The sequence below is a fragment of the Acidipila sp. EB88 genome, assembly GCF_003858395.1.
In the GTDB taxonomy this organism is placed as follows: Bacteria; Acidobacteriota; Terriglobia; order Terriglobales; family Acidobacteriaceae; genus EB88.
In genome coordinates this window covers 2,654,270-2,677,148 of the sequence record NZ_QWEV01000005.1, presented here as the reverse complement: position 1 = coordinate 2,677,148, position 22,879 = coordinate 2,654,270, and the positions used below count along the sequence as shown (strand labels likewise).

The 22,879-nt window shown below is 63.1% G+C and carries 20 protein-coding genes; 5 read left to right on the top strand and 15 right to left on the bottom strand.

All coding sequences use genetic code 11. The features are described 5' to 3' along the window. Window positions 1-195: 195 nt before the first annotated feature. The 5 genes from murG to D1Y84_RS11670 all read right to left on the bottom strand — a co-directional run bounded on the left by murG (window position 196) and on the right by D1Y84_RS11670 (window position 5,673). Complete coding sequence (murG, locus tag D1Y84_RS11690) at window positions 196-1,320, bottom strand: undecaprenyldiphospho-muramoylpentapeptide beta-N-acetylglucosaminyltransferase (protein ID WP_233581357.1); 1,125 nt, start codon at window positions 1,318-1,320, stop codon at window positions 196-198. Next, complete coding sequence (gene ftsW / locus D1Y84_RS11685) at window positions 1,317-2,408, bottom strand: putative lipid II flippase FtsW (protein ID WP_124848765.1); 1,092 nt, start codon at window positions 2,406-2,408, stop codon at window positions 1,317-1,319. Before ftsW ends, murG begins: the two co-directional genes overlap by 4 nt. A gap of 3 nt (window positions 2,409-2,411) precedes the next feature. Next, a complete protein-coding gene (murD, locus tag D1Y84_RS11680) occupies window positions 2,412-3,845 on the bottom strand; it encodes a UDP-N-acetylmuramoyl-L-alanine--D-glutamate ligase (RefSeq protein WP_124848763.1) in 1,434 nt (477 codons plus the stop codon). Between the two features lie 170 nt (window positions 3,846-4,015). Then, window positions 4,016-5,149, bottom strand: coding sequence for a phospho-N-acetylmuramoyl-pentapeptide-transferase (gene mraY, locus D1Y84_RS11675; RefSeq protein WP_124850095.1), 1,134 nt, complete (start codon window positions 5,147-5,149; stop codon window positions 4,016-4,018). 245 nt (window positions 5,150-5,394) lie between these two features. Continuing rightward, complete coding sequence (locus tag D1Y84_RS11670) at window positions 5,395-5,673, bottom strand: DUF2164 domain-containing protein (protein WP_124848761.1); 279 nt, start codon at window positions 5,671-5,673, stop codon at window positions 5,395-5,397. A 197-nt stretch (window positions 5,674-5,870) separates the two neighbouring features. On the opposite strand from D1Y84_RS11670, the gene D1Y84_RS11665 reads away from it, so the two are divergent. Then, window positions 5,871-6,233 carry a hypothetical protein gene (locus D1Y84_RS11665; protein WP_124848759.1) on the top strand — a complete coding sequence of 121 codons (363 nt, stop codon included), beginning with the start codon at window positions 5,871-5,873 and terminating at the stop codon, window positions 6,231-6,233. Between the two features lie 377 nt (window positions 6,234-6,610). Here D1Y84_RS11665 and D1Y84_RS11660 read toward each other — a convergent pair whose 3' ends face one another. The 4 genes from D1Y84_RS11660 to D1Y84_RS11645 all read right to left on the bottom strand — a co-directional run bounded on the left by D1Y84_RS11660 (window position 6,611) and on the right by D1Y84_RS11645 (window position 14,171). Beyond that, complete coding sequence (locus D1Y84_RS11660; protein ID WP_124848758.1) at window positions 6,611-7,999, bottom strand: DUF418 domain-containing protein; 1,389 nt, start codon at window positions 7,997-7,999, stop codon at window positions 6,611-6,613. A gap of 384 nt (window positions 8,000-8,383) precedes the next feature. Beyond that, window positions 8,384-9,895: a UDP-N-acetylmuramoyl-tripeptide--D-alanyl-D-alanine ligase gene (murF, locus tag D1Y84_RS11655; RefSeq protein WP_124848756.1), complete on the bottom strand. Its 1,512-nt coding sequence runs from the start codon at window positions 9,893-9,895 to the stop codon at window positions 8,384-8,386. Next, on the bottom strand, window positions 9,892-11,418 hold the full coding sequence (locus D1Y84_RS11650) for a UDP-N-acetylmuramoyl-L-alanyl-D-glutamate--2,6-diaminopimelate ligase (protein ID WP_124848755.1): 1,527 nt from the start codon (window positions 11,416-11,418) through the stop codon (window positions 9,892-9,894). The genes murF and D1Y84_RS11650 overlap by 4 nt, the downstream gene beginning before the upstream one ends. A gap of 350 nt (window positions 11,419-11,768) precedes the next feature. After that, window positions 11,769-14,171, bottom strand: coding sequence for a penicillin-binding protein (locus D1Y84_RS11645; protein WP_370245762.1), 2,403 nt, complete (start codon window positions 14,169-14,171; stop codon window positions 11,769-11,771). A 6-nt stretch (window positions 14,172-14,177) separates the two neighbouring features. Here D1Y84_RS11645 and D1Y84_RS11640 point away from each other — a divergent pair, with 6 nt between their 5' ends. Then, window positions 14,178-14,672 (top strand): hypothetical protein, encoded by a 495-nt coding sequence (locus tag D1Y84_RS11640; protein ID WP_124848753.1) that lies wholly within the window; start codon window positions 14,178-14,180, stop codon window positions 14,670-14,672. Window positions 14,673-14,970: 298 nt separating this feature from the next. Here the strand turns inward: D1Y84_RS11640 and mauJ are convergent, their stop codons facing one another. From mauJ to D1Y84_RS11615, 5 genes are all read right to left on the bottom strand, one after another. Continuing rightward, the gene (mauJ, locus tag D1Y84_RS11635; protein WP_124848751.1) at window positions 14,971-16,098 is read right to left on the bottom strand and encodes a methylamine utilization protein MauJ; all 1,128 of its coding nucleotides are present in this window, start codon (window positions 16,096-16,098) and stop codon (window positions 14,971-14,973) included. Between the two features lie 296 nt (window positions 16,099-16,394). Continuing rightward, on the bottom strand, window positions 16,395-16,907 hold the full coding sequence (locus tag D1Y84_RS11630; protein WP_124848750.1) for a septum formation initiator family protein: 513 nt from the start codon (window positions 16,905-16,907) through the stop codon (window positions 16,395-16,397). A 162-nt stretch (window positions 16,908-17,069) separates the two neighbouring features. Further along, window positions 17,070-18,038 carry a 16S rRNA (cytosine(1402)-N(4))-methyltransferase RsmH gene (gene rsmH / locus D1Y84_RS11625; protein WP_124850093.1) on the bottom strand — a complete coding sequence of 323 codons (969 nt, stop codon included), beginning with the start codon at window positions 18,036-18,038 and terminating at the stop codon, window positions 17,070-17,072. A gap of 48 nt (window positions 18,039-18,086) precedes the next feature. Then, window positions 18,087-18,539 carry a division/cell wall cluster transcriptional repressor MraZ gene (locus D1Y84_RS11620; protein WP_124848749.1) on the bottom strand — a complete coding sequence of 151 codons (453 nt, stop codon included), beginning with the start codon at window positions 18,537-18,539 and terminating at the stop codon, window positions 18,087-18,089. A gap of 249 nt (window positions 18,540-18,788) precedes the next feature. After that, the gene (locus D1Y84_RS11615; RefSeq protein ID WP_124848747.1) at window positions 18,789-19,316 is read right to left on the bottom strand and encodes a DUF2127 domain-containing protein; all 528 of its coding nucleotides are present in this window, start codon (window positions 19,314-19,316) and stop codon (window positions 18,789-18,791) included. Here D1Y84_RS11615 and D1Y84_RS11610 point away from each other — a divergent pair. The 3 genes from D1Y84_RS11610 (at window position 19,315) to D1Y84_RS11600 (ending at window position 20,802) form a co-directional block, all read left to right on the top strand. Then, entirely contained in the window at window positions 19,315-19,545 is a 231-nt protein-coding gene (locus D1Y84_RS11610) for a hypothetical protein (RefSeq protein WP_124848746.1), read from the top strand. The genes D1Y84_RS11615 and D1Y84_RS11610 overlap by 2 nt on opposite strands. Window positions 19,546-19,606: 61 nt before the next feature. Further along, window positions 19,607-20,167, top strand: coding sequence for a fasciclin domain-containing protein (locus tag D1Y84_RS11605; protein ID WP_199726396.1), 561 nt, complete (start codon window positions 19,607-19,609; stop codon window positions 20,165-20,167). A 110-nt stretch (window positions 20,168-20,277) separates the two neighbouring features. Next, entirely contained in the window at window positions 20,278-20,802 is a 525-nt protein-coding gene (locus D1Y84_RS11600) for an SRPBCC family protein (RefSeq protein ID WP_124848744.1), read from the top strand. On the opposite strand, the gene dxs is transcribed toward D1Y84_RS11600, so the two are convergent. Continuing rightward, window positions 20,799-22,697: a 1-deoxy-D-xylulose-5-phosphate synthase gene (gene dxs, locus D1Y84_RS11595; protein WP_124848743.1), complete on the bottom strand. Its 1,899-nt coding sequence runs from the start codon at window positions 22,695-22,697 to the stop codon at window positions 20,799-20,801. The genes D1Y84_RS11600 and dxs overlap by 4 nt on opposite strands. Between the last annotated feature and the right edge of the window lie 182 nt (window positions 22,698-22,879).

Here is a 22,879-nt window from a genome sequence, read left to right as displayed (position 1 = left end):
CCTGCAGCTACCCCAAACCCGGGGCGGCAGTACCAACAACAAGAGCGGAGCCCGCATGGGACTCCGCTCTTTGTTTTGTTCGCTGCTCTTCAGTGACAGCGAGCTGCCCGCCTGCTATCTCTTCAATCGTTTCTGCTCACCCTCCGCGAGACCACGCAGGGTGAGCACGCCCGCGTTGCAAGATGCCTGGCCGCTCTACTTCCGGCGCAGCTCCCGCACCATGGTCGCAATCTCCTCCGCCGCATGCGGCCGCGCTAACGCGCGCGCCGCGCCGGCCATGCGTGCAAGGCGCGGCTCGTCGCCCAGCAGCCCCACCAGCTCCTGCAGCAACCGGTCCGCCGTCAGCTCCGGCTCGAGCACCACTACCGCGGCCCCGCGTGCCGCCAGCTCCTCGGCATTGCGCCTCTGGTGATCGTCCGCGGCCAGCGGAAACGGCACCAGCAGCGATGGCTTCCCTGCCGCGCACAGCTCCGCCACCGTGCTCGCCCCCGAGCGGGCCAGCACCAGGTCAGCCGCACCGAACCGGGCCGGCATGTCGTCCACAAACGCGCTGACCTGCCACCGCCCCGGGTCAGCCCCGGTTGCGGCAAAAGCCCGCCGGGTTTCCTCCGCAGCACGCGCCCCTGCCTGGTGCAGCACCCGCAGCCCTGGCACGGCGGCCAGCAGGCGCACCAGCACCTCGGGCATCACCCGGTTCAGCGCCCGCGCCCCCTGGCTGCCGCCAAACACCAGCAGCTCCGGCGCCTGGTCCGCATTGGCATCCCGCGTCGGCAGCGAGAAGAACGCCCCCCGCACCGGGATCCCCGTCACCCGCGCATTGCGAAAGAAGCGTGCCGCCGGCGCAAAATTCACCGCAGCCGCGGACACCCGCTTACCCACCAGCCGGTTCGCCAGCCCGGGAGCCGCATTTGGCTCGAACGCCAGCGTGGGCACCCCGCCCAACACGGCCGCGGCCATCGCCGGGCCTGAAGCATACCCGCCCACGCCGACCACAACATCCGGCTTGAAACTCCGCAGCAGCGCCCGCGCCCGCAGCACGGCACGCGGCAAGTCCAGCAGCGTCCGCGCCCGGGTTGCGAGGCTCACGCCCTTTAACTGCCCTACCTCGATCAGCTCCAGGCGATACCCCGCCTGCGGCACCAGCCTCGACTCAAGACCCCGCGAGGTTCCCAGGAACAGCAGCTCCGCCCCACCCGGTCCCGTCTCCAGCGCAGTCGCAATCGCCAGCGCCGGGATGATATGCCCGCCCGTGCCGCCGCCCGCGATCAACACCCGGATGGGCCGTCCCTGCTCCACTCCAGCAACACCCGCTGCCGTCACTCGATCTCCCGCGTAATATTCAGCAGCACCCCAACCGAGGCAAGCGTAATAAACAGAGACGTTCCGCCGTAAGAAACAAACGGCAATGTGATGCCCTTGGTCGGCAGCAGCGCGATCACCACGCTGATGTTGAAGAACGCCTGGATCAGCACCGTCGACGTAATCCCGAACGCGAGGAACCGCGCAAATGGGTCCGTCGACAGGATCGCCGCGCGGATTCCGCGATAGCCGAACCCCACAAACAGGAGCAGAATGCAGATCGCCCCGATCAGTCCAAGCTCCTCCGCGACATTCGCAAAGATGTAATCGGTGTGCGGCTCAGGCAGGTAGAACAGCTTCTGCCGCCCCTCCATGTAGCCCACGCCGTGGAACCCGCCCGTGCCCACGGCGATCAGCGACTGGATGATGTGAAACCCCTTACCCAGCGGGTCCGCTTCCGGATTCAGAAACGCGAAAATCCGGTCCCGGCGAAACTTCACCCGGAACAGCAGCACGTACAAAAACGGCAGTGATCCCAGCGCCGCCCACCACAGGTACTTGAAGTTCATCCCCGCCAGGTACAGCAGCAGCGCCGTCACCGCAGCGCACACCATCGCGGTGCCCAGGTCGGGCTCCTTTACGATCAACAGCACAAACAGCAGCGACGGGATCACCGCCGGCAGGATCGTCTGCTTGACCTCTTCAATCCGGCTCATGCGGTCCTGCAGCCACCATGCCAGGAACAGTACCAGCGCCGGCTTCGCCAGCTCCGACGGTTGAAACTGCATCGGTCCCAGCTTGATCCAGCGATGCGCGCCATGCGAGTCATGCCCGAAGAACGCGCCCACCAGCAGGATGATTGTGATCGCCACCCCCGGAAACACCACGGTCGGGTTGTTCAGCTTGCGATAGTCCACGTGCATCAGCGCCCACATGGCCAGCAGCCCGGCCACCGCCCAGATCGCCTGCCGCTTTACAAAATAGTAGGCCGAGTTGAACTTCGCGCTCGCCATCACCGCTGACGAAGAAAAAATCATCAGCAGCCCCGCCACCACCAGCAGCAGCGTAATGCAGAAGATCCACTTATCCACGCCGACGCGTTTGGCCACCGGCTAGCTTCCCTGCCGCGTTGCTTCAAGGTCAGAGGTTTCGACGGGTGCCTGGGCAGTCGCCAGGGGCAAAGCCCGCACCAGGTCCTTGAATCGCTCGCCTCGCTGCTCGTAGTCGCGAAACTGATCGAAGCTTGAGCAGGCCGGCGCCAGCAGCACCGTCTCGCCCGGCGTCGCCGACTCCGAAGCGAGCGCAACCGCGCGCTCCAGCGTGTCGGCACGCACCACCGGGATCGCGCCGGCCTGTTCCCGGAGCACGTCCAGGTGCGACTCGATCTTGGCCGCAGCCGCGCCGATCGTGTACACCGCACGCACCCGCTCGCGGATCAGCGGCAGCAGCGCCCGGTAATCCGAGTCCTTGTCCTTGCCACCCAGGATCAGGTGTACGCCTGCCGGGAACGAACTCACAGCCTTGGCCGCCGCGTCCACGTTGGTCGCCTTGGAATCGTTGTAGTACGCAACCCCGCGCACATCCGCCACAAACTCCAGCCGGTGCTCCACCGCCTGGAAGCTGCTGACCGTCGCATGGATCACCTCGGCCGGCACCCCGGCGAGCCGGGTCGCCACCACGGCTGCCAGCACGTTCTCAAGGTTGTGCACACCCTTGAGCGGGATTGCCGCCACCGGCAGCACCGGCTCCGCAGGACCACTCTCCGTGGCGCGGAACATCACCACGCCCTCGTGCACAAACGCGCCCTGCCGCACCACCCGCTTGCGCGAAAACCAGAACACCTGCGACTGAGCGCGCGCCGCTGCCCGGTGGGTCACGTCATCATCCGCGTTCAGCACCAGGAAGTCCGCAGCCGTCTGGTTCGCGAAGATCCGCTCCTTGGCCTCGCGGTACTTTTCAAACGACCCATGCCGGTCCAGGTGATCGGGGGTTATGTTTAACAGCACCGCGATCTCCGGGCGGAACGTATCGATCGTCTCCAGCTGGAACGACGAGATCTCCAGCACATTCCAGCCCTCGTCCCGCGACGCGTCCGTCAGCGCCACCACGGGCACCCCGATATTGCCGCCCACCACCGTCGGCACCCCGCTCGCCGCGAGGATCGCCCCGCACAGGGTTGTCGTCGTTGTCTTACCGTTCGACCCGGTAATCGCCAGTGTCCTGCCCTTCAGGAAGCGCGACGCCAGCTCCACCTCGCCCACGATCTGCTGCCCGAACGCCCGCACCTGCCGGATCTCCGGCGTATCCAGAGGCACGCCGGGACTCAGTACCAGCAGGTCCTGCCTGCGGAACGTCAGCAGGCCATGGCCGCCGGCTTCGACCGCGATGCCTTCTTCCAGCAGCATCGGGATCTCCAGCTCCAGCGCCTTGGCGCTGCGCATATCCGAGACCGTAACCTGCGCTCCCTGCCGCCGCAGAAACAAGGCCGCAGCCAGTCCCGACCGGCCCAATCCCACTACCAGCACGCGTTTGCCCTTCAGCTCCATCCAGCCGCCTCTGCCCTCTGCAAAATCTTCAGCCCAATTGAAACACGCGGGCCCGACCGGACGATAGACGGGCGAGACAAGCAAGACCGCCTGCGCGGCGTGCGGTCCCTTCGGGACATGTGTTCTTTAAGTACACACGCCACGAAGTGGCCGCCAGCCGCGAAGGCGGTTTACCTCAGCTTCAACGTCGTCAACGCAAACAGCGCAAACACCAGCGAGCCGATCCAGAACCGGGCGATCACCTTGGACTCCGACCAGCCCATCAGCTCGAAGTGATGGTGCAGCGGCGCCATCTTGAAAATGCGCTTCTTGCGGAGCTTGTACGAGCCCACCTGCAGAATCACCGAGGCTGCCTCCAGCACGAAGATGCCACCGATAAACGGCAGCAGCAGCTCCTGCTTGATTGCCACCGCCACGGTGCCAATCGCGCCGCCCAGCGCCAGCGATCCCACGTCACCCATGAACACCTCGGCGGGGTGCGCGTTGTACCAGAGGAACCCGATGCTTGCGCCCACCATCGATCCACAGAAGATCGTCAACTCGCTCACCATCGGCATGCGCGAAAGCTCGAGGTAGTCCGCAAACACCACGTGCCCGCTCACATAGGTCAGCACCGTCAGTGCCGCTGCCGCGACGATCGTGCAGCCGATGGCGAGACCATCCAGCCCGTCCGTGAGGTTCACGGCGTTGCTTGAGCCCACCACCACCAGCACCACGAACGCGATAAACGGTAGAAATGCCAGCAGGTGCAGGTGCGGCAGGTGCGCCAGCACCGGGATCGACAGCGCCGGATGAAACCGCTTCAGAAACGGCACCACCAGCTCGGTCGAGTAGTTCCCCTGCGTCTGCATCGATACCAGCGCCACGGCTACACCCGTGCTCACCAGGATCTGGTAGCCCATCTTCGCGCGCGAGGTCAGCCCCAGGTTCCGCCGGTGCACGACCTTGATGTAGTCATCGGCAAAGCCGATCGCACCGAAGCCCAGCGTCGACAGCATCACCAGCCAGATGAAAGGGTTCGACAGGTCGGCCCAGAGCAGCGTGGGCAGCAGAATCGAGATGCAGATCAGCACGCCACCCATCGTCGGTGTGCCTGCCTTCTTCTGGTGCGCCTGCGGCCCGTCCTCGCGGATGTACTGGCCGATCTGGAACTCGCGCAGCTTCTCGATCACGTACGGGCCGATAAACAGGCCGATCAGCAGCGCGGTGAGCGAGGCAAAGGCTGTGCGAAAGGTGAGGTAGCGAAAGATGCGAAACGGCGAAACGTAGGGAAACAACTTTTGATAAAGCAGCCAGTAAAGCAACGGGCCTCCAGGCGCAAGCAGATGCGGGTCCCACACAGCAACTCGTGCAGCGCTTACACAACGCCCCGCGCCACCACTGCGGCTCTATCTTACAGTCGCTGCCGTCAGCCGCTGCGTGTATTCCCCGGGGGTACCGTCTCCAACCGGGTTCCCCTTGTGCGCCCATGTGTTTCGTCCCCGCACCTGCCCGGGCTGCAACCAGGCGCTCCCCGGCAGAGCGCTGCCGTGCGCATGCTCGACCGCGGTCAAAGCCGCTTGCCGCGCCGCTTGGCTGCCTGCTTCGGCCAGTACTGAAAGGCATCGGCATACAGTTCGCCGCTCAGGTCCAGCACCCTCTGCTGCAGGCGCGCCTGCGCTTCGGCGATCGCGCCGTTGTAAATCACGGGACCCACTTCCTCGATGAAAAAGTCCAGCAGCAGCCCCGCCGGCAACTCACCGAGCGGCTCCGGCAAATTCTCTTCAAAGTAGCGACGGATCGAAGCAATCGCCTCCGCCCGCACCTGCTTGGATATCTCCACCGGCATCGCATGCTCCTCTTGGCGCAAGCCTATCGCAGCGCCGTCGAAGGTGTGCATCGCAACCCGCAACACCATGGCGTTCGCCTTGAGGGAACCAATAGCCCCCAACCTGCGTACCTTCCTGCACGACGAGTTTGACTGAACCATGGCAGCAGATCCCGTCGCACTGCACCGGCCGCTGTTGCGACCAAGAGGGATATCCCATGTCGATTCGCTTTGTGTCTACTGCTGCTTCCAGGTTTGTCGCCGTCACCGCTCTCACCCTCGCCGCAGCATCCGGCGCCCACGCACTGCCGCTTCCCGGCCTGTTTCACCTGCACACCGGCGCGTCCATCAAGGCGTCCGGGGATACCCGGCTCCTCGTCAAGGTTGAGAACCCGAACACTTTTTCTCGCGATGTCGCGATCGACAACCACGTGTACACCATCCCGTCCGGAGAAGGGGTGTTCGTGAAAGCTCCGGCCGGCACACCCATTTATGCAGCGAGCAACACGTTCGCGCGCCACGCCAGGGGCTCTGTCATCGCACAGCTCACGCGCGGCCGCAACGTCATCCTGCTTCCCTAGCGGCAGTTCCCTGACCATGCGCGCGCACAAAAAAGGGCCGTCTGTAAGACCCGGGGGTGGGTTCTACAGACGGCTCTGGTTGTATGTCTCTCTGATCGAACCTGCGCCAGTCGATGCAGGACGGTGAACCCTGACGACCTCGCCGGCGGTGCGCCCGAACTTTGAACTACAGGTTGAGATTAAGTCCGATGTGAAGCCCAAGCAGAATAAGACTGATGACCATAACTTATCTCCCTTCTACGCATCTGGAGTGCGTATTACTAAGTAGATAAGAAACGATCCGCCCACTTAAAGCTAGATAGCTGCGCAATATTTACATTACTCACGTACTAAGTCGACGCGCTCTACCCCTAAACTTACCCACTTACCCGGCACGCTCAGGCCGTGAGCCGCATGGGCTGCCGCTTCCAGTAGGTCAGCGAACGCCACAGCCACTCCACCGGCCCGAAGCGGAAGTGGCGCAGCCATACCGGACTGACCGTAAGATTGATCAACCACATACCCAGCACCACCAGGTAAAGCTGGTAGTACTCCAGCATGCCGTACCAGTGCAGCGGTCCCCACACAAACAACCATTGCATCAGGATGCTGGTCAGCAGGTAATTGCTCAGCGCGGTTTGCCCGATGGCCGCCATGCGCCCGAGCAGTGGACGGAAGATGCCGCGCTTCACCAGCAGGATCACCAGCGCCGCATTGCCAATGGCTCCAAACAGTCGGCTTACCTGGAAAGTAAGCTGCTGCGGCAGGGTATGCAGCAGTTCAAAATGCCCGTGCCACTCGTACCACGTCGACCCCGCAGCCAGCGGCCACGCCACACCAAGCCCCACGAGCGCACAAACCAAGTACGTGCGGGCGCGCAGCCGTCCCACCAGGAAACCGTTCCGGAAAAGTCCCATCCCGATCAGCATCATGCTCAACACATCCATGGTGTCGCGCGGCATCTGCGTGGTCTGCCAGCCAAACACAATGGGTGCGTTTGTCTTCTGCGCGGCGAGGTAGCCGTGATGCGCAGCGATGTCCTGGTACAGCGACGCGCGCGTCGGGATCTGCGCGGCCTCGCGTGCTTCCCAGGTCGCGATCGCACCCTGCTGCGGGGCAGACAGCGACTGATGTGCATCGCGCGCCGCATACGCACTTACGGCAGCTGCGTGGTCGTGCAGAACCTTGCGCACATGCAGCGGCTCAAGCACCAGCGGTTGAATGGAGAGCAGCACCACGCCGGCCCATAGCAGTGTCTTCGCTTTCAGGTGGCGCAGCGGGAACAGGAACAGCAGCGCAAAAATCCCGTACGGATACAGGATGTCGCCGAACCAGATGAGATAGCTGTGCACGAGGCCAAACACCACCAGCCACATGTTGCGCCGGGTAAAGATGTCTGCCGTACGTACGCCGGCGCCACGGCTTTCTGCGCGGCTCGTCAGCAGGATCACGCCTGCGCCGAACAGCATCGAGAACAGTGCGCGCATACGCCCTTCCGCGAAGATCCAGCGCGCGAACCAGATCGCCGTGTTGACGTGCCAGTGCGGACCGGAGAATACCGGCTTGATCATCGTGATGGGGTTTACGTTGTCGAACTCCGGCAGGGAAAAACCAGGGATAGTCATCAGCAGGATGCCCATCAAGGCGAACCCGCGCAGCACATCCAGGGTGCCGATGCGTTCACTCCGGCTGACCGGACCTTCTGCGATCGGGGCTGGCCCCGCCAGCTCTTCGGGCGCACCCGCTCTAACTGGCGATTGATCCAGCACGTACGTCTCCGACCTCATGAAACCTCCGGGGTGTAACAGGGCTTGTTGCGAGTGAGTCTAGGGGGTACGGGGCGCTACAGCAAGTACATTCGCGTCCCGCGACGCATGCGCAGTTGCTTCCGTCTTCAATGCGTCATTGTTGTTACGCTAGGAGTCACACCCAGCCTTGGTAACACTGCACAGGTAATACTTTGTGTTGTTACTAAAATAGACAGCGTGACTGATCTACCTGCCGCAGCACACAGGTATGTGCACCGACTGCACGCACGCATACGGCTGATTCACACAAGTTCTCTCTAAGTGCAGGAGGAAGTCAGCCACTAACTCGCACGCACGGGTTCACAGTTGCCGGTCGCGTGCGCCGGGCATGCTAGGCCCGGCGCATCGTGCCAGCGGCTGCGTCTATCCCTCGCGTCGCTCCGCCTGCAACAGCAGCAGCGCCCGCTCCAGCCGCACACCGCGGGAGCCCTTCAACAGCACGGCATCCCCGGGGCGCAGTTCGCGGCGCATCCACGCTCCCGCCTCGTCGGCGTTCTGCAGAAACAGCGCAGGTGTTCCACGCAGGGCAGCGGCCTCGGCCAGTGCGAGCGCAGCACCCTGTACCCCGATCACCCAGGCCGCACCCGCCTCTGCTGCGGCTGCGCCGCAGGCTGCATGCAGCGCGCCCGTGTCAGGGCCCAGCTCCAGCATCTCGCCCGCGACCACGATATGCCGCTCCGCCGGCACCTGCATCAGCGCGGCGATCATCGCATGCAGCGCGGCGGGGTTGGAGTTGTAGGAATCGTTGATGATGCGCGCCCCGGCAAACCACACCGTCTCGCCGCGCTTCTCGCCCGGCGCCATCCTGGCCAGCGCCGCGGCACCGTCTGCAAGCGGCACGCCAGCTTCCAGCCCCACGGCGAGCGCCAGCAGCGCATTCCCAACGTTGTGGCCGCCCAGGAATTGCAACCGCAACTGTGTCTTTTGCGGAAGCCCCGCATGCACCGCCTCTACCTCCATGTCGAGGCCGCTCGCACCCAGCTCGTGCACCGCTGCCGCGCGTACTTCGGCTTCCGGTCCGCGCCCTACCAGCACCGAGCGCCCGGCGAACGAAGCCGCAAAGTGCGCAACGCGCGTGTCATCGCCGTTCAAAAACGCAACGCCCGTCTCCGGCTGCAGGGCATCCACAAGCTCCCGCTTGGCGAGGGCAATGCCTTCGATCCCATCCGCGAAGTTCTGCGCGTGCGCCATGCCCACGTTGCAGACAACGGCCCAGTCCGGCGCAGCCAGTCGTGCGAGCAGTGCGATCTCGCCCGCGGCCGACATGCCCATCTCGATCACTGCGTACTGGTGGTCCTGCTCCAATCGCAACAACTGCAGTGGCAAACCAAAGTGGTTGTTCAGGTTGCCCGCTGAGCGGAGCACCTTGTACTTCGCGCCCAACACCTCGGCCACCATCTCCTTGGTCGTGGTCTTGCCCGCGGAGCCGGTTACGCCGATCAGCGTGCCGCCCCAGTGTCGCCGCATCGCGGCCGCCAGGCGCTGCAGGGCCAGTAGCGGATCATCCACCACGACCAGCACCGCACGGCGCGCCTCATCGCTGAGCAGCGCCACGTGGTCTTGCGCGACCACCGCCGCAGCGGCCCCGCGCTCCATTGCATCGGCCACAAACGCATGCCCATCGAAGCGTTCGCCCGAGACCGCAAAAAAGAGCTCGTCGCGCTGTACCGTGCGCGAGTCAATGGAGTACCCGGCAATCACCAGCAGTGCGGGCTGCTGGAGCAACATCGTGTCAGAGCTTGCGCCGGCCAGCAGCCCCGGTTCCTGTTCTTGCTCCTGTTCCGGGCTCGCGGTCGCGGCGCTTAGCCCGCCAGCTTCGGGCACCAGCAACGTGCCGCCCATCCACTCCACGCATATCTGCAGCGGCAGCTTCATCGCGCCTCTCCGTGGCCCAAATAGCCCAGCGCGGCCAATGCCTCGGCCGCCACGCTGGCATCATCAAACGGCAGCAGCTCGGCGCCAACCTGCTGCGTCTTCTCATGACCCTTGCCCGCGATCAGCACGATGTCCCCAGCCTGCGCCTCGCGCAGCAGCCGCCGAATCGCAGTGGCCCTGTCCACTTCCACCAGGAAGCGCACCCCGCTTTCACGCAAACCGGGCAGCACATCGTCCAGGATGGCCTCGGGCTGCTCGGAGCGCGGGTTGTCGCTGGTCAGCATGCACAGGTCGCTCCCGGCGCCCGCGGCCTTGCCCATGCGCGGCCGCTTCGCTCGATCCCGGTCACCACCACAGCCAAACAGCGTGAGCACGCGACCCGGCTTCGGTTGCGCATCCGCAAACTCGCGCGCCACCGCGATCAGGTTGCGCAGCGCGTCGTCGGTGTGCGCGTAGTCCACCACCACCGTGAACGGCTGCCCACTCTGCACCGTCTGGAACCGTCCCGGCACATGCCTGAGCGCAGTCGCGCCATCCACCACCTGCTGCAACGACAAGCCGCGCCCCAGTGCCGCGGCAGCCGCGGCAAGCATGTTCTGCACGTTGACACGGCCTGTCAGCTCCGAATGAATCTCGGCCGAGCCCCACGGCGTCTCCAGCGCAAACTGCATGCCTTCGGGTCGTAGCTGGATGCTGCTCGCGCGGAACTCGCCAACCCCGAGCCCGTACGAGAACAGCTCCGCCCCGGCTTCGCGTGAGCGCAACGCCAGCTCCAGTCCATGATCGTCTTCCACGTTGATCACCGCGATCCGCGGCGGCGCGCCCAGGCGGCCATCGAACAGCCGCTGCTTCGCCTTGAAGTACTGCTGCATGGTCTGGTGATAGTCCAGGTGGTCCTGGGTGAGGTTGGTGAAGATGGCCACATCAAACGGCAAGCCATGCACCCTGCCCTGCTCCAGCGCGTGCGAGCTCACCTCCATCACCGCCTCGGTCGCACCCAGCTGCGTGCCTTCGGCGAATAGCTGCAGGAGGTCGCGGCTTTCCGGCGTCGTATGTGGAGAAGCGCGCACATCGCCTGCCACGTGGTACTCAATCGTGCCCACCAGCACCGTCTTGCGACCGGCCTCGCGCAACATGGCGTCGAGCAGAAACGCTGTCGTGGTCTTTCCGTTTGTGCCGGTCACGCCCGATAAGCCCAGCAGCTCCTCGGGGTGGTTGTAGAGATTGGACGCCAGCCGTGCCAGCGCCTCGCGCCCGTGCGGCACCAGCAACAGTGGCAGCCGGGGATGCCGCTCCACCAGCGAGGCAAACTTCTCCGCGGCATCCGTCGCCACTGCCGCGGCCCCGGCAGCTACCGCCGCATCCACAAACTGTGAGCCATCCACCGTGCCGCCGCGCATCGCCATGAACAGCGAGCCTTTGCCCACAGCCCGCGAGTCGAACTCCACCGAGCGAATCTCGGCCGTCGCAGGGCCCGAGCGGCTCAGAACGTTTACTTCGTGCAGCACCTGTTCCAAACGCATATGTGCCTCTGATGCTATCCGCTGCCGTCCCACCTTCGCGCGCCTGCATGCGAAGTGCGGGCTCGTGCGAGGGCGAAACCGCCTGCGCGGCTGGCGGCCACTTCGTGGCGGGTCGATGTGTGGGCTGCTTTGGAACGGGGTCGGGAGATACGGCTGGGGCGGATGCTGCTGCTGGCCTCGCGAGAAACTGCTGATCGAGCCATTCAAACTTCCCATCGTTTCGCGGCAGTCACGCAGCACAATCAACCGCAAGAATGGCACACGTCATACTTCATCAAGTACGCGAGGTGTGCCACTGCTGCTCCTCCGCGCACCGCCAGCCGCGGCTCCGGAGCGTTTGTCCGCAGTGCTCACTGACGCGTAAAGCGCACCACGATCTCGGTCCCGTCGGGTACCTTGGTCCCCGGCGCAGGCGCCTGCGCCCGTGCCAGCCCGCTCCCGATCACCTGCACACCAAGTCCGATCGCTCCAGCCTTCTCCGTGGCGCCGCGCACGGTGGAGCCCACGAGGTCGGGCACGGCCACGGTGTGGCCCCCGGCTACACGCACGGTGCCATGCGCATCGGGCTTTGGCTCCTCCGCAGCAGCAAAGGCCGCGGAGTCATCCACCGGGGGCACCGGAGCCGGAGCTTCGGGAGTGCGGCCCTGGCGTGCCGTGCCTTCTGCGCGATCCTGCGTGGGGGCCGGCGCACCGGCACGCAGATCCGCCGGCGTTCCAGCCGCGGCAGCAGCCGCCGCGCTGTCTTCTGCCGGTGCGCTCGAGAGCAGCACCGCGGGCTTCCGCAGCGGGTCATCCGCTGGCAGGTCGTTGATATCGCCAAACAGCGCATTCAGGTCACCCACGGGACCCGACAAGTCCTCGGGCGCACTCGGCCTGCTGTTGGCTTTCTCTTTCGCCATCTCCGGCGCGGTCTTCAGCGATTCATCGTGGGGCACGCCCAGGTACTCGAGCACTTCTTGTGCCAGCTCCTGGAACACCGGCGCGCTCACCAGCCGTCCAAAGTGGCCGCCCACCGTCGGCGAGTCGATAATCACCGCGATTGTCACCGCCGGGTCGTTCACCGGGGCAAAGCCCACAAACGAAGCCACGTACGCAGTCCTGGAGTACGTATGCGTGCGCACATCGATCTTCTGCGCGGTTCCCGTCTTGCCGGCGGCGCTGTAGCCGTTCAGGTTCGCCATGCCCTTGCCCGTGCCGTACAGCACCACGCCTTCCATCATCTTGCGCATCTGCGCCGAGGTCACCGTCGTGATCACGCGATGTGCCTCCGCTGGCAGCGGGTTTGGTAGTTCGGTTCCCGGGTGAAACACCGCCGGCTGCAGCCCGGGGTTTCCTCGCACCTTGTCGGTTGCCTGCAACACGATGTGCGGAGCAAGGTACGTCCCACCATTCGCAATCGTCGAGGCCATCGTCACCAGCTGGATCGGCGTCACCGCCACCTCGTGTCCCATCGGCACGGAACCAATCGTGGTCGGCTGCCACCGCTGCGGTGGCTTCAGCAGCCCGCGTGTCTCGCCCGGCAGCTCCAGGCCCGTCCGCTGCCCGAACCCGTACGCGTGAATGTACGAGTAGAACGTGTCCTTGCCCATGCGCTCGGCCAGCTTGATCGCCGCCACGTCGCTCGACTCCCACAGCGCCTGGCTCGTGGTCAGCACGCCGTTGTACTGGTCGTCATGCACCGTGCGCCCCGCCACCACGATCTTGCCGCCCTGGCAGTCGATCTTCTGGTCCGGCGTCGTCACGTGCTGGTCCAGCGCCGCCGAGTACGTTACCAGCTTGAACGTCGAGCCCGGCTCATACACGTCGCTCACCGCGTGGTCCCGCAGCAGTTGCGGCGAGGTATGTTTCACATCGTTCGGGTTAAACGTCGGCCGGATCGCCAGAGCCAGGATCTGCCCCGTGTGCGGATCCTGCACCACCACCGTGCCGTTCAGCGGCTTCACCCGCTCCATCGCGTGGTCCAGCGCCTGCTCCGCCATAAACTGGATATTCGCGTCCAGCGTCAGCACCAGGTTCTGCCCCGGCGCCGGGTCGCGCTCCACCGAGTCCAGCACATGCCGCCTGGCATCGAGCGCCGTCAGCTCATGCCCCGGCTGCCCGTGCAGGTCCTTGTCGAAGCGCTGCTCCACCCCGCCCAGCCCGTTCTCGTCCACGCCCACATACCCCAGCACCTGCGCGGCGATATCGTTCTCCGGGTAAAACCGCTTGAACTCTTTCTGGAAGTACACGCCCTTCAGCTTCAGCGCGCGCACCGCCTCCACCACCCGCGGATCCTGCTTGCGCGCAATCCACGTGAAATACCGCGAGCTGTTGATGCGCTTCAGGATCTCCGCCGTCTCCGTAAACCGGTCCTGCGGATCGGTATGCAGCACGCCCGAAAGCGCCTCCGCCAGTGCCGGCCTCCGGTCCGCCGGGATCTCCCCCGGCACCGCGTAGATCGAGTCCACCGACACCGTCATCGCCAGCTCATGGAGGTTGCGGTCGTACAGCACCCCCCGCCGCGGCGCCACCTGGAACGTCCTCTGCTGCTGCTGCGCCGCGCGCGCCACCCACTCCGGGTTCTTCACCACCTGCAGCCACACCAGGCGCAGCCCGATCAGCAGCGCCCAGCTCAGAAACAGCGCCGCAATCGCAAACACGCGCACGCGCTGCATCGGCGTCGCGATCTTGGTCCGGTGCTTCGACCCCGGCAGGTGCGCAAACGAGAACGGCTTCATCGCGCCCACGCAGCAAGGCAGCAGGAGCTCAGGCACCGCACCGTGCCGGCAGCAACGCCGAGGCCGCAGCAGCAAGGCACGCAGAACAACAGCGACGCAGCAACAGGATTTCGCATGATGGGCATGATTCGCTTGGTTCGAATGATTGGCTTGATTCGCATGATTCGCTTGGCTGGCTCACAGCTTCCGGCCGCCTCATTCCCATGCGTATGGTCGTCAGCCTCGCGCATGCAACAAAGCTTCAACCAAAGCATACTGCCCGCCCCCGGCCTGCCCGTGCCGTCCCGCGCCGATCCTGCACAGGAGGAACCACGGCCGCCATCTTACCCGCGCCGCGCCGCCACTACGCCAAAATACCTTTTCGACAAAACCCGCCAAAACCCGAAGAAAGGGTCACCGAAGTACCGTAGCGGTCCGCCGTTTATGCACCATCCTCAAAAACACTGCATAAATATGCATCGGTGTTTTTGCAAACGCGCACAAAACGCGTCCAAAAACACGCATTTTGCGCAAACTGCAAACGATCAGTTTTTTTGATCGTTTTGCAGATGTCAGGGCTGAGCCGCGGCACACTGCAGGAGTGTTTGGCACTTGGCGGCCGTAGCAGCTCCAGGGTTACATTCCACTGAGGTAAGACTTCTAGATTTACTGGCGTTAGGCCCACATCATTGCACTAGCAATGAATTCCTTGCATTCCGTTGAGGAATCGTCAACATCCCCGCAGCATCCTGACCGGATGGTAGAGGCGCATGCCGCCTAAAGATCCTCAGAAATGCTCTTCTCGCCAGTCGAGGATTGCAAACGATCCTCCAGCATACCGGTACTTAATCACGGCCTACTTTTTGGAAAGATAATCGTAAGCGACAGTGCCGTCTTCACGAAGAAACTGAAGGTAGTGATTTTGAAAATCATTTTTCAATGTTCTTCTTACAGCGCAACGCAAGAACGGCAACCATCTGGTGATTTCACGAGTAGATGTCAAATCATCGAAATGCAAGTAGCTGCCTGTATCCAAAATCCCGTGAGCAATTTTGTCCCTTACCCGCCGGAGTGGACCGTCAAACACCGCTGTCAATTTCTTCCCTCGTACTTCCAAGGGAAATATCTGGTCAAGCGTGATTTCCTCCCACTTGCGTGGCCCGACAAAAATTGCTTTAAGCCATGCAATCTGTTCAGCATGAGTTGTAGGAATTACTTCGCCTATTCGAACAGGGCGATGTTCCCTCTTTAGATTCCGAATAAGGCGCTCGCGCCGTTTCCGGCTCGCCTCCAATATCTTGTAAAGGCACAAAAAGCGGTAAGCGGGCGTATTAGAGTTAAGTGCCTCGCGATATAGCGCAGCTACATTTGCAAACTCGGGATCGTAAGCTTCAATCGGCGCCGAAGTGCCACCACTTTGGAACGGGGTCATCAAAGCGAGGCTCTTATTTGATGTCGCTACTTCTGTGACTTCTATGAGATTGATCCGGAGAGGGATATCGAGATTTGCTGAATACTCGCTCAGCACGCTCTGCGCAGCCTTGGTTGCTCGCGTTTCCGCATCGTTGCGATCTTGAGCTTGGAACGGTTTGCTGTGCAGTTTGGCGAGGAAGCCCCCCTTATCAGGTGATCCTTCAAAAACAAACGAGTCAGTCTCGCCTTCTACGGCTATGACAATTCTCATGGCATCAGCAGGAGCAGGAAATGCAGGGGAGAGGATCGCGAGATGAGAACTCCCTTCCATAAAATCCGCAAACTTCACTTCGTTCTCTGGGAAGGTGCGTACTCCCGGCTTTCCCAGCACAAGGGTCACTTCATAGAGCCCGGGGAGACCCCATGGAGGAACGGCATTTAGGTGAGCGCTTGGCTCTTTGAAAATATTGGTCAACACTAGGGAATAAGGCTCACCCGGAAATCCAATCCCGCCTATGTTGATCTTCCTCTGCTCAGGGTCTTCGTTCTGGAACTCTGTAGTGTGATCCATGTCGACATTCGCAAGACGTACTTATGATTTCAACGGCCCATTAGTCCTGAGAAACACTCTTCTCGCGACCAAGTCGTGTGCTCCCGTGTCTCGCCTCTGAGACGGGGGATCCAACACCCACGACCCAGTCTTTAACCTAACCTATCGCCCCGCCCCAACTTCGGCGGCTTTGCCATCGTCGCTCGTAAACGTCCCAGCCGGCCGCAACACCTGCCCCGCTGCTGCCTATCGCTAGGGCGTCCACGCTCGCTTTGGAGACATGGAACACCACCAAACTCCGCCCAGCCTTCGCCCGCTTACCGCCCCAGCGGCAACTCCCGCGCCATCGCCATCGTTGCCCCATCCGCACCGGTCAACAATCCATCCGGACGCACCACCTGGCCGGGCGCCGGCTGCTGCAGGCCCATCTGCCGGGCCATGCGATCGATCCGCGCCGGGTCGCTCAACTGCGCCTCGCTCAAACGCAGCTGGCGGTTCTGCTCCTGCAACTGTGCCAGTTGCTGTTTCTGCGTCTCCACGTGGTACCCCGCCTGAATCGACGAGTAGTGCTGCCAGCCGTAAAACATCACCAGCGCAAACAGCATCACCATCGCGCTCGCAAACGAGCGCATCTCGCGCTTGCGCTCCGGGCACTGCGCCTTGACCAGCCGCGAATTATCCATCCGCTTGGTGAAAAAGATTTCAGGGGTCGGTCCGCGGCGCACCCGCTGCTCCGCCATCAGGCGCGAACCATGCCGGTTGTCACCAGGCTCGGGGCTCGCAACTTCCCGTGCCATGCTGAAGATCTCCGATAGTACCTGTGTCGCCATGCTGCACCCTCTTGGTCTGTGTGGTCGTGTTCGGGGTCTTGCGCCGCTTCCTTCGACCGGGCCAGGTCGCTGTTGCTTTGGAAGTGGGTGGTGCGCGGTTTGTTCGTGCGTGGGTTTGTCTTTCGCCATTTGGTGCGGCTGGACGACCCGGCCCGATCTGCTCTAGCGCTGCCTTGCCTGCTGCCGCGCCTTCATCTTTTCGGCTCCCCGCAGTGGCGTTCTGTCCACCCCGGTGAGCTCAATCCGTTCCGCTGCCCGCAGCTTCGCGCTGCGGCTGCGCGGGTTTCTCTGCACTTCATCCTCGCCCGCCGTCACCGGCTTGCGGGTCAACACTTCCAAGGTTCCGGCTTCCTTGCCATCGCGCATGGCATCCTTCGCCAGCCGGTCTTCCAGCGAGTGAAACGAGATCAGCACCAACCGCCCCCCGGGCTTCAACAGTGCCGGCGCGTTCTCGAGCAGCGCCTTGATCTCGTCCAACTCTCCATTCACGTGAATTCGGAGTGCCTGAAAAGTTCTGGTCGCCGGATGAATCTTGTCGCCTTTCATTGCTGGGGCCGAACTCCTTACCACTCCGGCTAACTGCGCCGTGGTGGTAATCGGTCGGGCCCTCACAATGGCTCTGGCGATTCTCCGCGACCTCCTTTCCTCTCCGAGTTCGTAAATCAGGTTGGCGAGATCGTTTTCGTCCACCTGATTTACCACTTGTTCGGCAGTCAGCTCCTGCGCGGTATTCATCCGCATGTCCAGGGGTCCGTCTGCCTGAAAACTAAATCCGCGATGCGCCTGGTCCAGGTGCATGGAACTGGTGCCGAAATCCGCCAGCATGCCGTCCAGCTCGCCCGGCTTCACAAACTCTGCCACCCGGCTGAACTCGCCGTGGATCAGCGTGAGCTTCGGCATCGCCTCGCCCAACTCACCGGCCAGCGTCGCCAGCCTTGCCCGCGCCAGCTCCAGTGCCTCCGGGTCCCGGTCAAAACCGATCAGGTGCCCGGCACCGCCCAGTGCCTTCGCAATCGCGCTCGCATGTCCGGCAAAGCCCAAGGTGCAATCCACGTAGGTGCCGCCCCGCCGTACCGCGAGATACTCCATCACTTCCATCCAAAGAACTGGCACATGCCGTTCACCGCTCATATGCCCCGGCCCCTCAGAGCCTTTTGCTGCCACTTTCACTTGCCGTCCCTACAATCCGTATGCCGCCAGCGACTGCTCATCCTGCTCGGTCAGCGGGTTGGCTTCCATGTTCTGCCGGAAGCTTTCGTGGTTGGCGACCTCGAGATAGTTCTGCATCCCGAACACCACCACGTCCCCCATCACCTTGGCCTGCTCCCGCAGAATCTGCGGCACCAGCACCCGGCCCTGCTCGTCCATCTTTGCCATCTGCCCGTAGTAGTTCAGGCGGTCCAGCAGCTTCTTCTTCGCCGGGTTAAAGCTCGGAATCGCTGCCAGCTTGGCTTCAAACTTTTCCCACTCCGGCAACGCATGAATCTCAGCTACCTTGCCGTCCCTGCTGGTGATGTAAAACCACACATCCTTCTGGTCTGCATACAGCTCGTCAATCTGGCGCTTGAACTCCGCGGGGAGCTTCAGCCGGCCTTTTTCATCAACCCGGGCTGGATGGTTTCCGCGGTACATCGTCTGGCGCCTCGTTCATGGGGTCAAAAGCAAACCCGGGAGTGATTTTGCTCCCGCGCCGGAGAACTCTGCAACTTTTTCTCCACTTTCAACCACTTTTGACCACAGCTTAGAACAGAATTTGCCAATCCCCCACCCAAATCGAATGTGGAATTACCGATATGGGGTTACTAATGGGGGCTGCCGGTGGAAGTCCTGTGCAAAACCGAGGCCGGAATGCCTATGGCGCTACTTTGATCTCTTATCGACTCAGGTCTTATGAACGTGAACCGGCATGCTGGAGGGGGTATGGGCCCGGAGCCGCTTCTGCAGGTAGGCGGCAAGATAGAGGACCACACCAATATTGAGCAGTGTGAAGATGCACTTTGGCCAGTTGGGTTTGTGGATGATCTCGAAGAACTCCCACGGCAGAAACGAGGCGGTCACAATCAGCGTCAGGTACTCGGCCCAGCGTTTGCCCAGCACAAGGCCGGTACCCTCCAGGACATCCAGCGCTGCGTAGCAGAAGATGGCCGTGGAGATCAGCCGCAGCTTGTGCGGGCTGATCAGCGCGATCTTTTCGAGGATGAGATTGACCATGCGGCCTTCCGGATCGAAGCGCATGTCCACAATCCAATGCGTGACCAGGCTGACCAGGTCGCGATGAACCAGGCGCAGCGCGCCGAAACCGAGCGCCACGAACAGCACCGCCTTCAGCAGCTTGGCGACTCCGATTAAGACCAGCCATCGGTTGGTCTCTTCTTTTGGACGATTTGAGGTAGGCAGGGTCTGCTGCATGGCAAAAGGGAAAAGCGAGGCGTTCTCTGTAGCATACGCAAGTCTCGGCCGCATCGTTGTATCGGGCGGCATCCCAGTACCGGACGACATGCAGGGGCTTGCGCGTCGAGTATTCATCCGGTACCTGGCAGAGCCGAAAACCGCAGCCGGGCAGGAATCTGATCCGGCAGGGCTCGCGTTTTACCATCAGACCGGCGAGTGGCAACTCTTTGCTTCTGGTCTGGGTTGACGTTTGTTTCACTTGTGCAGCAGAACTCCTCGGTTAGAGGAAATGAAAGGCAATACATCTCATGTTGAAGCAAAGAGCAGTCCTCGCAGCAACGCTGGCCTTGGCCATGGGTTTCTCCGCAGTCGCAGTGCACGCCGAGAAGGATCCGATGGTTGGTGGGGCCGCCATGTACCCGACCAAGAACATCGTTGAGAACGCCATGAACTCCAAGGACCACACCACCCTGGTTGCCGCAGTCAAGGCAGCGGGCCTCGTGGATACCCTGGAAGGTACGGGACCGTTCACAGTGTTTGCACCGACCAACGAAGCGTTCGACAAGCTGCCAGCTGGGACCGTGGACACGCTCGTGAAGCCGGAGAACAAGGACCAGCTCACCAAGATCCTGACCTACCACGTGGTTCCGGGCAAGATCACGTCCAAGGACCTGATGAAGATGATCAAGAAGGGCGACGGCAAGGCCGAGCTGAAGACCGTGCAGGGCGAGACGCTGACGGCCGCCGTGCAGGACGGCAAGATCGTGCTGACCGACCAGAAGGGCGGCACCGCCACCGTGACGATCCCCAACGTCATCCAGTCCAACGGCGTGATCCACGTTGTAGACTCCGTGTTGATGCCCAACTAATCGCGATTTCGCAAACAAAGGCGCCCCGTGCTGGGGCGCCTTTTTACGTGCCCTCACCACCGCCACCTGCCCTCCGAACGCGCGGGCAAGCGGGCGCGCATCCAAGCCGCATGCGCCATCGTCTCCAGATGCACCAGTGGGTTCCGTATGCAGTGCCCGCAGTGTTCGACTTCTTCGCCAATCCTGCCAACCTGCCGCCGCTGATGCCGCGCTGGCAGGCAGCCCGCATCGACACCGCGGAGCTGGTAGATCCCGTGCCTGCTCCCGCAGATCGTCCTGCAGCGAAAACGCCGGCAGCCGGCCAGGGCTCCCGCATGCTGATCAGCTTTCGACTCGTGCCGTTGCTGCCGATACGGATGCAGTGGGACGCGCGCATCGTGGAGTTTGCGTGGGACGATCACTTCTGCGATGCCCAGGTGACTGGCCCCTTTGCCTACTGGCGGCACTGTCATCGGCTGCACGCGGAAACGCGCCAGGGTGCCGAGGGAACAGTGGTCACGGACGACGTGACCTACGCCTTTCCGCTGGGGCCGCTGGGCGACCTGGCATGGCTGGCGGGAGGCGCGCTGCAGGTGCAGTCGCTGTTCCGCTACCGGCAGCGTCAGTTGCTCAAGCTGCTGCCAGCAGCGCGCTAACCGACCGCCACCACCTGTGGACGGCGGCGCGGCATCTTCTCGAGGATCGGCTGCAGGCGGGCCCAGGCGGCTTCCACCGTGATGCCGTAGCGGGTGCGCAGTGCATCCACCGTGCCGTGTTCGATGAACTGGTCGGGCCAGCCGATCCGGACGACCGGAACGAAGATCCCGGCCAGTTCCAGCTCTTCCAGCACGGCACTGCCGAAGCCACCGGCGAGCACGTGGTCTTCAAACGTGACCACGGCTGTCGAGCGCTCGGCGTACTGCAGCAGCAGTGCACGGTCGAGCGGCTTCACAAAGCGGGGGTTGATCACCGCGGCCGAGTAGCCGTGGTCGCTGAGCTTCACAGCGAGCTCCTGTGCCATGGGCAGCAGGGCTCCCAGGCCGAAGATCACGATCTCCTCGCCTTCGCGGATGACCTTGGCCCGGCCGATCTCGATGGGTTGCGGATTGGCTTTCAACGCTATCCCGGGGCCGACGCCACGCGGGTACCGGATTGCACTGGGGCCGGGGTGCTGGTGCGCGGTGACCAGCATGTCCGCCAGTTCGTCCTCGTCCGCCGGCACCATGTGCACGATGTTGGGCACGGGGCGCAGATAGCTGATGTCGAACAGGCCATGATGCGTAGCGCCGTCGTCGCCGCTGAGCGAACCGCGATCCATGCAGAAAACCACGGGCAGGTTCTGCAGGCACACGTCATGCACGATCGGGTCAAACGCCCGCTGCAGGAACGTGGAGTAGATCGCCACGAATGGCTTGAAGCCGCGCGTGGCCATGCCTGCCGCGAAGATCACGGCATGCTCTTCCGCGATGCCGACGTCGAAGTAGCGCTGCGGGTGGTGCGGGCGGAACAGGTCAAGCGCAGTGCCGTTGGGCATCGCCGCGGTGATCGCGACGATCTTCTCGTCGCCGTCCGCGAGCTTCACCAGTGTGTTCGCAAACACCTCGGAATAGGTCTGCCGGCCGGGGGAGTGGGTATGCCCGGTTTCGGGATCGTACGGGCCGAGGCCGTGAAACTTCTTCTGGCCGTTCAGTGCAGGCTCGAATCCCCTGCCCTTCTGCGTGATGACATGCAGCAACACGGGCCGCTCCTGCTCTTTCAGGAACTCAAAGGTCTCGATGAGCAGGCCGACGTTGTGTCCATCAAGCGGGCCGTAGTAGGTCAGGCCGAAGTCCTCGAAGAACGAGGACGGAAACACCATGCCCTTGGCGGCTTCTTCCGCACGGCGCACTGCCTTCTTCGCGGCCTTGCCACCGATGCGCTCAACCAGGCGCGTGGCCCCGGAGTGGAGCGACGTGACGTGGTGGTTGGTCACGATCTTGTGCAGGTACTTGGCAATGGCCCCGACATTGCGGTCGATCGACCACTCGTTGTCATTGAGCACCACGATCAGGCGCCTGGTCTGGTCTGCGATGTTGTTGAGCGCTTCAAAGGAGATGCCGTTGGTGAATGCGGCGTCGCCGGCCAGGGCCACCACGTGCTCCTTGCCCCCCGCGAGGTCGCGTGCCACAGCCATGCCCAGCGCGGCGGACAGTGCCGTGCCGGCATGCCCCGCACCGTAGCTGTCGTGTTCACTCTCGGTACGCAGCATGAAGCCGTTCAGGCCGCCGCCCTGCCGGATCGTGTCGAACCGATCTTCACGGCCGGTGAGCAGCTTATGGATGTAGGACTGGTGGCTCACGTCGAAGACAAACTTGTCCGCAGGCGTGGAGAAGACGTAGTGCATGGCCAGCGTGAGTTCCACCACGCCGAGATTGGGTCCCAGGTGTCCGCCGGTTTTGGAAAGCGAAACGATCAGACGCTCGCGGATCTCCTGCGCCAGTGCTTCCAGCTCGGGGATGCTGAGCTTCTTGATGTCGGCTGGAGACTGAATGGTGCCAAGTCGAGTGGTCATGCTGCTCCTGCGCTGCTGCGGCACTGCCCTGGCGAAGCAGCCGCCTGATGCAAGGCGACTGTGCATGCAGCGCCCTGGCGTGCGCAGACCGGCCTTCCCATAACCTCGAAGTATACCAGCCGGGGATTCGCTGCCCGGCTTCGCACGGCCAGGGGAGATGCGCCCGGCGGAATCAGAAACCG